Annotated in this window: 10 protein-coding genes and 1 tRNA gene; 7 read left to right on the forward strand and 4 right to left on the reverse strand. The window is 55.5% G+C overall.

Annotation, left to right across the window (positions count from 1 at the left end; genetic code table 11):
• Window positions 1–386: 386 nt before the first annotated feature.
• The 6 genes from eptA (at window position 387) to msrA (ending at window position 6,367) form a co-directional block, all read left to right on the forward strand.
• Entirely contained in the window at window positions 387–2,021 is a 1,635-nt protein-coding gene (gene eptA, locus FHW04_RS11095; protein ID WP_089562032.1) for a phosphoethanolamine transferase EptA, read from the forward strand.
• Entirely contained in the window at window positions 2,018–2,698 is a 681-nt protein-coding gene (pmrA, locus tag FHW04_RS11100) for a two-component system response regulator PmrA (protein ID WP_031376428.1), read from the forward strand. Before eptA ends, pmrA begins: the two co-directional genes overlap by 4 nt.
• Complete coding sequence (pmrB, locus tag FHW04_RS11105) at window positions 2,695–3,753, forward strand: two-component system sensor histidine kinase PmrB (protein ID WP_031376427.1); 1,059 nt, start codon at window positions 2,695–2,697, stop codon at window positions 3,751–3,753. The genes pmrA and pmrB overlap by 4 nt, the downstream gene beginning before the upstream one ends.
• 337 nt (window positions 3,754–4,090) lie before the next feature.
• Entirely contained in the window at window positions 4,091–5,080 is a 990-nt protein-coding gene (locus FHW04_RS11110) for an aldo/keto reductase (RefSeq protein ID WP_031376426.1), read from the forward strand.
• Window positions 5,081–5,207: 127 nt separating this feature from the next.
• Window positions 5,208–5,774 carry a flavin reductase family protein gene (locus FHW04_RS11115; RefSeq protein WP_179420086.1) on the forward strand — a complete coding sequence of 189 codons (567 nt, stop codon included), beginning with the start codon at window positions 5,208–5,210 and terminating at the stop codon, window positions 5,772–5,774.
• A 59-nt stretch (window positions 5,775–5,833) separates the two neighbouring features.
• Window positions 5,834–6,367 carry a peptide-methionine (S)-S-oxide reductase MsrA gene (gene msrA, locus FHW04_RS11120; protein ID WP_031376424.1) on the forward strand — a complete coding sequence of 178 codons (534 nt, stop codon included), beginning with the start codon at window positions 5,834–5,836 and terminating at the stop codon, window positions 6,365–6,367.
• Window positions 6,368–6,407: 40 nt separating this feature from the next.
• Here the strand turns inward: msrA and phoA are convergent, their stop codons facing one another.
• On the reverse strand, window positions 6,408–7,826 hold the full coding sequence (gene phoA / locus FHW04_RS11125; protein WP_046288258.1) for an alkaline phosphatase: 1,419 nt from the start codon (window positions 7,824–7,826) through the stop codon (window positions 6,408–6,410).
• Window positions 7,827–8,069: 243 nt separating this feature from the next.
• On the opposite strand from phoA, the gene FHW04_RS11130 reads away from it, so the two are divergent.
• A tRNA-Ser gene (locus FHW04_RS11130) sits at window positions 8,070–8,157 on the forward strand.
• 328 nt (window positions 8,158–8,485) lie between these two features.
• On the opposite strand, the gene phoH is transcribed toward FHW04_RS11130, so the two are convergent.
• From phoH to efeO, 3 genes are all read right to left on the reverse strand, one after another.
• Window positions 8,486–9,274: a phosphate starvation-inducible protein PhoH gene (phoH, locus tag FHW04_RS11135; RefSeq protein WP_089562017.1), complete on the reverse strand. Its 789-nt coding sequence runs from the start codon at window positions 9,272–9,274 to the stop codon at window positions 8,486–8,488.
• A gap of 583 nt (window positions 9,275–9,857) precedes the next feature.
• The gene (efeB, locus tag FHW04_RS11140; RefSeq protein WP_094106262.1) at window positions 9,858–11,135 is read right to left on the reverse strand and encodes an iron uptake transporter deferrochelatase/peroxidase subunit; all 1,278 of its coding nucleotides are present in this window, start codon (window positions 11,133–11,135) and stop codon (window positions 9,858–9,860) included.
• Between the two features lie 2 nt (window positions 11,136–11,137).
• Window positions 11,138–12,253 carry an iron uptake system protein EfeO gene (efeO, locus tag FHW04_RS11145; protein WP_089562016.1) on the reverse strand — a complete coding sequence of 372 codons (1,116 nt, stop codon included), beginning with the start codon at window positions 12,251–12,253 and terminating at the stop codon, window positions 11,138–11,140.
• Window positions 12,254–12,272 lie beyond the last annotated feature (19 nt).

Genomic DNA, 12,272 nt, shown 5'->3' on the forward strand with positions numbered 1-12,272 from the left:
TCAGCAAGAGGGAAATTCTGATAACGCGGTGATTGAGGGGTAAAACAGGGCGATTTGATAGGTCACTCTCCTCAAACTTACAAGCTCATTACTGACAATACTGGCTGACTGAGAACATCTACCGATTAAGTGTAGACGGAAACAGGGGTTATGCCAGAAAGATGCATGTTTCATGCCAGCCGCTGCGGTTAACTAAGCACAAGCTGCCCAATCGGCCGGGGTTGCCTTTGCAGTGGCTGCGCTGATTTCGCACCAGCAGCGGCTGGAGCCAGGCGAGGTCATCTCGACTGAACCGGTAAAACCGGAGAAAGCTTAAGCTTCTTAAGGTATTCCTAATATTGAAAGTGCAATCTCAGCACACTTTTGATATTCGGACTTTTTTGATCATGGCATTTTCACTGAACAGGCCGGTCATCAGCCGCCTTACTCTGCTGATCCTTGCTGCGGTTTATATCGCGGTTTTCCTTAATCTGGCCTATTACCGTCAGGTGCTGGCCCTGATGCCGCTGACCAGCCTGCACGCTACGCTGGTCTTCCTGTCGATGCCGCTAGTGGCGTTCAGCGTGATCAACATTGTGATCACCCTCGCCTCGTTTCTCTGGCTCGATCGGGTACTGATGGCGCTGTTTATTCTGATCTCAGCCACCGCTCAGTTTTTTATTCAGACCTATAACATCGTGGTCGATCGCTCGATGATCACCAATATGATGGACACCACCGCCTCTGAATCGTTTGCCCTGATCACGCCGCAGCTGCTGTTTACCCTGCTGACCTCCGGCGTTCTGATGGCGCTGCTGGTATTCTGGCCACGGCTGAAAAAGCAAAACTGGCGCGGTGTGGTGCAGCGTTTGCTCAGCATCCTGATCTCAGCGGCAATCATCCTGTTGGTCGCCCTGCTGTTTTATAAAGATTACGCCTCGCTGTTCCGCAATAACCGCGAACTGGTGAAGGCGCTTAGCCCGTCCAACAGCATCGCCGCCAGCCTGTCATGGTATAAGCATCAGCAGCTGGAGAACCTGCCGCTGGTGCGGATCGGCGAAGATGCGCATCAGCAGCCTGACCGGCTTAACGGCGGTAAACAGAATCTGACTATCCTGATCGTCGGCGAAACGTCGCGGGCGCAGAATTTCTCGCTGGGCGGCTATGCGCGCCAGACCAATCCGCTGCTGGCCAAAGATAATGTGATCTATTTCCCGCATACTGTCTCGTGCGGCACGGCGACGGCAGTGTCAGTCCCCTGCATGTTTTCGAATATGCCGCGCGCCCATTACGACGACGTGCTGGCCGCCCATCAGGAAGGATTGCTGGATATTATTCAGCGCGCCGGCATCAGCGTGTTATGGAATGAAAATGATGGCGGCTGTAAGGGTGCCTGCGACCGCGTGCCGCACCAGGATATGACCAGCCTGAACCTGCCCGGCATGTGCATTAACGGTGAGTGTTACGACGATGTGCTGTTTCACGGCCTGGATGACTACATTAACCAGCTCAAGGGCAACGCGGTGATCGTGCTGCACACCATCGGCAGCCACGGTCCGACCTACAGTCACCGCTATCCGCCGCAGCTGCGCCAGTTCGTCCCGACCTGCGATACCAATCAGATCCAGGATTGTTCACAGCAGCAGCTGGTCAACACCTACGACAACACGCTATTAAATGTTGATCACATCGTCGACAAGGCAATTGGCGTGCTGCGTGCCCATCAGGATCGTTTTACCACCAGCCTGGTCTATCTGTCCGATCATGGCGAATCGCTGGGCGAAAATGGCGCATACCTGCACGGTCTGCCCTACGCTATCGCCCCCGATACCCAGAAACATGTGCCTATGCTGATCTGGCTGTCCGATGATTATCAGCAGCGTTATGCGGTGAATCGTGGTTGTCTGACTAAACTGGCGGCGACAGACGATTTCTCACAGGATAATCTGTTTTCCACCATGCTGGGTTTAACCGGCACCGCGACCCACGAATATCTACCCGCGGATGACATTTTGACGATGTGTCGGAGCCGACCACAATGAAAATTCTGATCGTAGAAGATGATGCGCTGTTATTGCAGGGCCTGATGCTGGCGCTGGAGGGCGAAGGATACGTCTGTGATGGCGTCACCACGGTGCGGGATGCCGAAGCGCATTTTTCCACTGGCCTGTATAGCCTGGTGGTGCTGGACCTGGGGTTGCCGGATGAAGACGGGCTGCATTTTCTGCTGCGCCTGCGGCGGCAGAAGAAAATGACGCCGGTGCTGATCCTTACCGCACGCGATACCATCAGCGAACGTATCGCCGGGCTGGACGCCGGTGCCGACGATTACCTGATCAAGCCTTTCTCGCTGGATGAACTGCTGGCGCGCATTCGCGCCCTGATTCGCCGTCACGTGAACCAGGGCGACAGCCAGCTGATGGTCGGCGCGCTGGCGCTGGACATGACGCATCGCCAGATAACGCTCGGCGGCACGCTGCTGGATCTGACGCCGAAAGAGTATGCCATCCTCTCCCGTCTGATGCTGAAAGCGGGCAATCCGGTTCACCGCGAAATCCTCTATCAGGATATCTATAACTGGGAAACCGAGCCGTCTACTAATACGCTGGAGGTTCATATTCACAACCTGCGTGACAAAATTGGCAAAAGCGCCATCCGCACGGTGCGCGGTTTTGGCTACGCGCTGGTGACGGCTGACGTGATTCGCGAGGCACCATGAAACCCCGGATTGACCATCGCAGTATGCGCTTTCGCCTGATCCTGACCATTGGCCTGATTCTGCTGGTTTTCCAGGTGATCAGCGTCGCCTGGCTGTGGCATGAGAGCAAAGAGCAGATTCAGTTTCTGGTCGAAGCGCAGCTGCAAAAGCGCAACATGGATCGGCACGTCGAACGCGAGGTGCATGAAGCCGTTGCCAGCCTGGCGGTGCCCAGTCTGGTGATGATCAGCCTGACGCTGCTGCTCTGCTATCAGGCGGTAAAATGGATTACCCGGCCGCTGTATCAGCTGCAGCGTGAGCTGGAAAACCGCAGCGAAGAAAATCTCGACCCCATCGCCTGCCACAGTCCGGTGCAGGAGATTGATGCGGTGACCCAGGCGATTAACCAGCTGGTGGCGCGGCTGAATAACAGTCTGGAGCGCGAACGGCTGTTTACCGCCGATGTGGCGCATGAACTGCGTACGCCGCTGGCGGGCCTGCGGCTGCATCTGGAACTGATTGAACGCAACAGCGACGTTAACGTGCAGCCGTTACTGCAGCGGCTCGATCAGATGACCAACAGCGTGTCGCAGCTGCTACAGCTGGCGCGCGCCGGTCAGTCTTTTACCTCTGGTACTTACCAGAACGTGGCGCTGATTGAAGATGTGATTCTGCCGATGGAGGCGGAGCTGAGCACCATGCTGGATGCGCACCAGCAGACCCTGACGCTCGATCTGCCGCAGGATATCTTTGTGCGCGGCGACGCGACGCTGCTAAAAATGTTGCTGCGTAACCTGGTCGAGAACGCCCATCGTTACAGCCCCAAAAAAAGCGCAATCACTCTGCGGCTGGCATCGGGCGAACAGCCGACCCTGACGGTGGAAGATGAGGGACCGGGGATTGACGAAAGTAAAAGTGGTGAACTGAGTAAAGCATTTATCCGGATGGACAGTCGTTATGGCGGGATTGGGCTGGGGTTAAGCATTGTCAGCCGCATTGTGCAGCTGCATCGCTTTCAGTTCTTTTTAGAGAACCGCCGCGACCGTAGTGGCTGTCGGGCGGTCATTAAATTCTGATGGCTGCCGACTCAGGCGCTAAACCATGCCGCCAGAAACAGGATCACCGTGGTTGCGGCGATCAGCAGCGCGGCATATTCACTGAAAGGTCGGGCGGGTGCAGCAATTACCGCAGTGGTAGCAGATTTCATGGCATTCTCCTCATGTTGTACCCGGAGTATCCTCGCGCCACATTAAGGAAACCTTAAGCTCGCCTTGATCGCATCAGATAAACGCCCTCTCCCCGGCTATTTATGAGCAGCGCTCATAAACCCATCTCTTTTTAACCCCCTAATCAGCCCGCCCGCCGTGCTCTATTCTCAGGCATTCCCCGCAACGTTTTCAGAGGAGAGTAACAGTGCAAACCCGCAAATTAGGTCAGTCCGGTCTTGAGGTTTCCAGCCTTGGTCTCGGCTGCATGGGACTGAGCCACGGTTATGGTCCGGCAACCGATAAACAGCAGGCGATTGCGCTCATCCGCGCCGCCGTCGATCAGGGGGTTACTTTTTTCGATACCGCTGAGGTTTATGGACCGTGGCTGAATGAAGAGGTGGTCGGCGAGGCGCTGGCTCCGGTTCGCGATCGGGTGGTCATCGCCACTAAGTTTGGCTTCACCTTTGGCGAGGATAACAGACAGCAGATCCTTAACAGCCGGCCAGAGCAGATTCGCCGGGCAATTGAAGGATCGTTACGCCGATTGAAAACCGAGGTGATCGATCTCTATTATCAGCACCGGGTTGATCCTGAGGTGCCGATTGAAGATGTCGCTGGCACCATCCGGGATCTGATCGCTGAAGGCAAGGTCAAACATTTTGGCTTATCCGAAGCCGGTGTGCAGACCGTGCGACGTGCTCATGCGGTCCAGCCGGTTACCGCGTTACAAAGCGAATATTCGATGTGGTGGCGTGAGCCGGAAGCAGAGATGATCCCGACGCTGGAGTCGTTGGGTATCGGCTTTGTGCCGTTCAGCCCGCTGGGAAAAGGCTACCTGACCGGCGCGATTCAGCCTGACAGTACCTTTGGCAGTGACGATTTCCGCAGCCAGGTTCCGCGCTTTTCTCCCGAGGCGCTAGCCGCCAATCAGGCTCTGATCGATCTGCTCGGCACTATCGCTCAGGATAAAGCCGTCACCCCGGCACAGATCGCGCTCGCCTGGCTGCTGGCGCAAAAACCGTGGATTGTTCCGATTCCCGGCACCACCAAACTGCACCGCCTGAAGGAAAACCTGCAGGCTGCGGAGCTGCACCTTAGCACCGAAGACCTGCAGCGCATTAATCAGGCGCTGGCTGCTGTCGAGGTACAAGGCGACCGCTATCCTGCGGCACTACAGGCTCGGGTTGGCCGCTAAGACCGGACGTTGCCGGGTGCTGAATGGTGCCCGGCCGCACTTTTGCTGATTCTGCGGGCTGACGCCAGCGCTGCGCTGGCGTGGTGCTCTACACTTAATGGCTATGTTCCGTTCAGGGAGTTCCGCCATGAGTCAACGCATGCACAAATACGCTTTTCCGGTCAGCAAAGCGCGTAAATATCTCGAGCCGGGTCCGGTGCTGTTGCTCAGCTCGCAGTTTGAGGATCAGCACGACATCATGACCCTCGGCTGGCACACCGTACTTGAATTCTCCCCTTCACTGGTCGGCTGTATGATTGCCGGCATGAACTACAGTCACGAACTGATCCGCAACAGCGGACAGTGCGTGCTGAATGTGCCTTCGGCGTCGCTGATTGATCAGGTGGTGGCGATTGGTAACAGTCACGGTGACCAGTTGGATAAGTTCGACGCCTTTGGCCTGACGGCTGAGCCGGCGCAGGTGGTCCGCGCACCGATGATCGCCGAATGTTTTGCCAGTTTCGAATGTCAGCTGTATGACGATTCGATGGTTGATAACTACAACCTGTTTATCTTTGAAATTGTTAAAGCGCACGTCGCCGAACAGCCGGAATATCCCTCTACGCTGCACTACACCGGTGAAGGCCGCTTCAGCGTGATGAGCGATAAGCTGCTGGATAAAAGCAAAGATTTTAAACCAGAGATGCTGATTTAGTTGAAAGTGGATCCTCTCGTCCCCATTCTCCTCTTTCGACCTGACAGGAGTAAATCATTATGGCAATCGAATATGCAGTGATCGCGGGTGGCTGTTTCTGGTGCACCGAGGCGGTATTTAAGGATGTGATCGGCGTGGAGTCGGTAGAGAGCGGTTATACCGGCGGTGCCCGTCCCAACCCAACCTACGAACAGGTCTGCAGCGGTGCCACCGGCCACGCAGAAGCGATCCGCATCGGCTTTGATCCGGAGAAAGTCAGCTATGGCGATTTACTGGATATCAGCTTTGTGACCCACGATCCGACCCAGCTTAATCGTCAGGGCAACGATATTGGCACCCAGTATCGCTCAGCGATTTTCCCGGCTAATGCCGAACAGGAAGCAGAAGCCCGTGCGGCGATTGAACGTGCCCAGGCCGATCACGACGTGCCGGTAGTAACCACTATCGAGCCGCTGAAAGAGTGGTATCCGGCCGAAGCCTATCATCAGGATTACTGGGACGGTGCCGGTCAGCGTAACGGTTACTGCCTGGCGGTGATCCCACCGAAGTTGCAGAAGCTGCGTAAAAGCTTCGCTAATAAAGTGAAGAGCTAAGGTTGGATGCGGGGTGGCGTAAACCGCCCCGCATCGGCTTTTACTGGCCAGGCAGCTTCAGCCCCATTGCATTTCCTAAGGTATAGAACAGATCGGTTTGGTCGGTCAGCCCCACCACGTTACCCGCATGCGGGCCATAGGCCGCAATCCGCAACTGCGATCCGGTATGTTCCTGCGAATCCTCTTCTGAATTGCCATAACTGATGGTCATCACCGCACCGTCTTTGGTGTTCAGCGCCTGGGTCAGTCCCGGTGCTTTAGTGCCGTTCTCAACGATCTGACTGCTATGGGCATGATCCGCCGTCACCACCACCAGGGTATTGCCTTCTTCACGGGCAAATGCCAGCGCCTGCTGGACCGCTTCATCCAGGTCCACCGTTTCACCAATCTGACCACAAGGATTGGCCGCGTGATCCTGCTTATCAATTGATGCGCCTTCAACCTGCAGGAAGAAACCATTCGGATTGTTACGCAGCAGGTCGATCGCTTTGGCGGTCATCTGCGCCAGCGTAGGCGTTGACAGCGGGCGGTCCTTATTGACTTCACAGGTCACCACCGGCTTATCAATATTGCCGTGATAGCTGGCTTTCGGCCCCTGCCAGCGCACCGGCATATTGCCTGCAGAGAACAGACCCAGCAGCGGTTTTTGCTGATCGGCCACGGTGACGGCGTTAAGCCCCTGCCAGTCGCTGACCAGCTGATAGCCCAGTGCCTGCGCCTGCTCATTCAGCGTTTTACCCTGATATTCGCCGGCTTTCGCTACCTCGGCGAACGATTTTGCCCCGCCTCCTAAGGTTACGTCGGGACGGGTTTTCAGTAACTGTTCGCTAATCGATCCCTTACCGCCCTGCTCTGCGGCGTTGGTCGGACAGAGTTCGCTGGTCTTCTCCGGTCCGTAACATTTACGTGAGGTCACGTGCGAGAACAGCACCGCGGGCGTCGCATCCTGCAGTTCGGCGGTCGAGACATCGCCGGTGGCTTTGCCCGCTGCTTTCGCCAGCTCCAGCAGCGTCATCTGATCCTGACCATTAACATCGACGCTGATGGCACCGTTATAACTTTTGGTGCCGGTTGCCCAGGCCGTGGCTGACGCGGCCGAGTCGGTGACGTAATTAGGTTTGTGGGTTTTCTTATCTAACGAATAATGGGTGTACTGGCCGGTCAGCGGCAGCGCATCGATACCTTTAAAAAAGCCGCCTGCGCCTTCTGCCAGATTACGCGCCGCGGTGATTTCAGAGTCACCCATGCCATCGCCAATCAGCAGGATGACGTTTTTGGCGGTGCTATTGCGTAGCGAGGCTTTTAACGCCTCAGTCTGGTCACCGGTCAGCCGACGAGCCCCACCATGCTGGCTGAGATCGCCCTGCGCCGCTCGGGAAACGAGGTCGGTATCCGCTATGGCCGAAGTCGCGATCGCTGAAGCGAGCAGAGAGAGGGTAAACAGAGGAAGCTTTTTCATTATTCGATCCTTGTAAGCAAAAAATACCAATGATTTCAGGCGGTAATTTTGCGACGATCGGGTGATATTTTTGTGTCACTGGGATTTCAATTTGATGACAAAACCGGCGGAGTGCGTAACGCTAAATCGATTCGTTCAGAGCTTAAGCGAATAGAACAAAAGAGAAAAATAGTGCTTGACCCTTTTCAGCCGACTCCCTATAGTAGCGCCCCGTTGACCCGGCGCGGTCAATGGAAAAAATGTGGTGAGGTGTCCGAGTGGCTGAAGGAGCACGCCTGGAAAGTGTGTATACGGCAACGTATCGGGGGTTCGAATCCCCCTCTCACCGCCACATTCAAAGAAGAGCCTGAACGAAAGTTCAGGCTTTTTTTTATGCGTAGTTTTGTGCAAAGTTCAGAGAGGGGGTGAGAAGCCCCGCCGGGGTTCGACAACTGGCGCAGCCAGTTGAACAGCGGAGCCTGCGACGCTGCCCGCAGGGCGAGCGCAGCGAGTTCATCCCCCTCTCACCGCCACATTCAAAGAAGAGCCTGAACGAAAGTTCAGGCTCTTTTTTATGCGCAATTCTATGCGCTGTTCAGCGACGGTAAGAAGCCCCGCCCCACCATAAGAAAACCCGGCCGAAGCCGGGTTTGGGCGCTACACTGCTACTCAATCAAACGCTAGCTATACGCGTGCAGGGTGCGCTGACACAGCGCAGAACGCACACAATCCTCTTTGCCGAAACGTACGATGCCAACCATCTCGTCCTCTTCGAAACGCGCCAGCGCGTCTGCGAGACCGGAAGGCACCCCAGCGGGCAAGTCGCACTGGGTAATATCACCATTCACAATGACCGTGACGTTTTCGCCCAGGCGGGTCAGGAACATTTTCATCTGGGCGGCGGTCACGTTTTGCGCCTCATCCAGAATAACCACGGCATTTTCAAAAGTCCGGCCGCGCATATAGGCGAACGGGGCAATCTCGACCTTGGCGATTTCCGGACGCAGACAGTACTGCATAAAGGATGCGCCAAGACGTTTAACCAGAATGTCGTACACCGGTCGGAAATAAGGGGCGAATTTCTCGGAGATATCGCCGGGCAGGAATCCCAGATCCTCATCGGCCTGTAATACCGGGCGCGTAACGATAATCCTGTCAATATCCTTATGAATCAGGGCCTCTGCCGCTTTCGCAGCGCTGATCCAGGTTTTGCCGCAACCGGCTTCACCGGTAGCGAAGATCAGCTGTTTCGATTCTATGGCGTTGAGATAGTGTGCCTGAGCTTCATTACGGGCTTCTATCGGTCCCCGGTCGCGCACATCGCGCGCCATGCCAATTGAGTCCAGCCCACCCATTTGCACCAGCGAAGTGACCGATTCTTCTTCACGCTGACGATGACTCCGGGAGTCATTGCGAAGCACTCGTCTTGCTTCCCGACGCGCTTTGATCACTGCTTTCTGTCTTCCCATAGTGGCACCTTACAGTTGGTTTCATTTCCCGCGTCAGGCCAGTAGCCCGTTGCGATTACGTGAACGCTTTAGAGGTTTCAGTTGGCTTCCTTTAGAGCCGTGACAGGCCATGAATTCAGGCATGCAGCAGCAGTACAGCGTTGCTGTATACCGGTAAAAAAAGGATGCGAAATGACAAGAGAGAACGTTGGAGAGAGGAGGATGTTACGAGGCAGAATAGCCCTCGCGGTTAAGCGCAATCTAATTACTGATACAGACTTTCCATAAAAGAATCGACCCATGCGCGAACTCCAGTGTGATACATCAACACGTCTGATTACGCTTACTGAATAAAGTGCACCATTTTATTGGCGCTTTGCAACAGTAATTTTACTTCATGGCAAAGTAATTGCGAATCGGGTGTTAACACTTTAGCAGTCAAATACAGCATATTCTTTTATTTTCAATGCTTTATTTTATTTTGTCACACTCAAAATCGCGTTAAAATTTCAGCTAAAACTGAGCAAAAAAAGCGTCTGGGCGGGTTATCAGACAAAAAAATGCTCCGCCGGTGGCCAGGCAGAGCAGGATGGATGAAATTTAATCAGGCTTCAAGTAACGGCTGGGCTAAATAATGGCTGGCATCGGCGACGCCGGGCAGAACAAAAAAGTATCCACCGCCAAACGGCCGGATATATTCTTCCAGCGCTTCGCCATTCAGACGCTGCTGGACGGTAAGAAAGCCCTTTTCCAGATCGTGCTGATAACAGACAAACAGCAGCCCCATCTCCAGCTGCCCTGAAGCGGAAATCCCTGCCGAATAGCTGTAGCCGCGACGCAGCATCAGGCTGCTGGCGGTTTCCGGGGTTCGCGGGTTGGCGAGACGAATATGCGAATCCAGCGCAATCAACTCACCATCCGGATCGTTGTGGTAATCCGGAATGTCGCGTTCATGCTGCATCCCCAGCGGCGCCCCGCTCAGCTTATCGCGGCCAAAAATGGTTTGCTGCTCGCCCAGCGGCGTGCGGTCCCACATCTCAACGTGAAAACGGATCAGGCGCACCGCCTGATAGCTGCCGTTACGTGCCCAGACCGGTTCATCCTGATCGTCCGTCACCCATAACAGCTGATTCATCAGGGCACGATCGTGAGTATCCGGATTGGCGGTGCCATCTTTGAATCCCAGCAGGTTGATCGGCGTCTCCGCCCCCTGACTGCGCGCCGCGTGATCGGAAATAAACCCTTCTCGCCGCCAGCGTACGCCCAGCAGATCGGGCGTATGCTTGATGATGTCACGCAGGGCATGAATCACCGTATCCTGGGTGTTGGCGCACAGCTGCAACAGCAGGTCACCATGGCACTCGGCAGCATCCAGTGAATCGTTGGGAAAACGGGTCATCCGCTGCAGTTTTTTCGGCTTATGCGGTGCCAGACCAAAACGTTCATCGAACAGCGAATCCCCCACTGACACGGTAATTGTCAGGTTATCCGGGGCGATAGTGGCACCCAGAATGCCGGAGTCCATCGGCGGCAGACGCGGATTGGTCACCTGCGGCGCAGGACCGCCAGCGGTCAGAAAAGCGATGCGCTGGGTCAGCAGACGAAACAGCCGCTCCAGCTCTGCTTTGTCACTGCTCAGCAGATCAAACGCCACCAGCATCATTGATGCCTGCTGTGGCGTCACGATGCCCGCCTGATGCGGACCATAAAATGGCTGCGCCTGTTGCCGCGCCTGCGGCGTTACCGTGCCCGGTGAAAAGCTGTCGGCGGCCGCCGCATGAAACGGACAACCGCCACCCAGTGCGGCCGCCCCACCCAGCAGGCCCAGACCTTTTAATAAACGACGACGCGCGGGCTGCGCGTCATCTTCCTGACGACTCATGATTAATCCAGACCCAGGGTGCCACGCAGTAATGAAAGATCTTCCGCCAGGGCGGTAATCGGTCCTTTCAGCGCATTACGATCGGCGCTGGTCAGTTTCTCATACGATTCGAAACCGGTTTTGGTGCGATATTTGCTCAGGATCGCATCCACTTTCTTAAAGTTGCCGTCGATTTTTGCCAGTAACTGCGGGTTAGCCTGACTGACCATCGGCCGCAGCAGTTCAACAATTTTCTGGGCACCATCAACGTTGGCCTGGAAGTCCCACAGGTCGGTACGGCTGTAGCGATCTTCTTCACCTGAAATTTTGCTGGAGGCGACCTCTTCAATCAGCCCAGCCGCACCACCGACCACTTTGGCTGGCGGGAAAGCCAGTTCGCTGATGCGGGTCTGTAAATCTTTAACGTCTTTGTTCAGCTGATCCGCGTAACCCGCCATCCCTTCGGTGCTGTGATCGGCAAACAGCGCTTTTTCCAGCCGGTGGAAACCGGTGAATTTTGGATCTTCCGCTTTCTTCTCATAATCATCTTCGCGGGCGTCAATGCTGCCGTCGAGATCGGAGAACAGCTCAGCAATCGGCTCAATACGCTCATAATACTGACGCGTCGGGGCAAACAGCGCTTTGGCTTTTTCAACATCGCCAGCTTTAACCGCATCGGTAAAGGCCTGAGTTCCATTCACCAGCTGATTCACCTGCTCAGTGACATAGGCTTTGTAGGCGCTGATCGGGCCGACCAGCTGCATCCGCTCGGACGGCGCGCTTTTCGCTGCGGCGTCACCGGCCTCAACCACCAGCTTGCCTTTCGGATTACTCAGCAGGCCACAGGTCATCTCATATTCGCCTGGCTGCAGATTGGCGGTCAGCTTCTGGCTGAATCCGGGTGCGATGTTCTCGCGCTCTTCAACCACCATCACCCCTTTCAGGATCTCCCACTCCAGCGCTTTCTGACTGTTGTTCTTGATCAGGAACTGAGTTTTACCGGCCTTAACGGTTAAGGTCATCGGTTCACACTGCTTGTCGTTAACGCTGACGGTCACCTGAGGCACCGCGGCGGCAGCGGAGGCGGAGATCGCCAGCAAAGGAACCAGCAGTGCCTTGCGGCGGAAACGCATTGTCATGTTTATTTCCCTATCACGT

It is taken from the genome of Pantoea sp. AN62 (assembly GCF_050432985.1).
In the GTDB taxonomy this organism is placed as follows: domain Bacteria; phylum Pseudomonadota; class Gammaproteobacteria; order Enterobacterales; family Enterobacteriaceae; genus Pantoea; species Pantoea brenneri.

Coding starts and splice junctions, on each gene's coding strand:
- eptA (WP_089562032.1), top strand. CDS start 387: ATGGCATTTTCACTGAACAGGCCGGTCATCAGCCGCCTTACTCTGCTG.
- pmrA (WP_031376428.1), top strand. CDS start 2,018: ATGAAAATTCTGATCGTAGAAGATGATGCGCTGTTATTGCAGGGCCTG.
- pmrB (WP_031376427.1), top strand. CDS start 2,695: ATGAAACCCCGGATTGACCATCGCAGTATGCGCTTTCGCCTGATCCTG.
- FHW04_RS11115 (WP_179420086.1), top strand. CDS start 5,208: ATGAGTCAACGCATGCACAAATACGCTTTTCCGGTCAGCAAAGCGCGT.
- msrA (WP_031376424.1), top strand. CDS start 5,834: ATGGCAATCGAATATGCAGTGATCGCGGGTGGCTGTTTCTGGTGCACC.
- phoA (WP_046288258.1), bottom strand. CDS start 7,826: ATGAAAAAGCTTCCTCTGTTTACCCTCTCTCTGCTCGCTTCAGCGATC.
- phoH (WP_089562017.1), bottom strand. CDS start 9,274: ATGGGAAGACAGAAAGCAGTGATCAAAGCGCGTCGGGAAGCAAGACGA.
- efeB (WP_094106262.1), bottom strand. CDS start 11,135: ATGAGTCGTCAGGAAGATGACGCGCAGCCCGCGCGTCGTCGTTTATTA.
- efeO (WP_089562016.1), bottom strand. CDS start 12,253: ATGACAATGCGTTTCCGCCGCAAGGCACTGCTGGTTCCTTTGCTGGCG.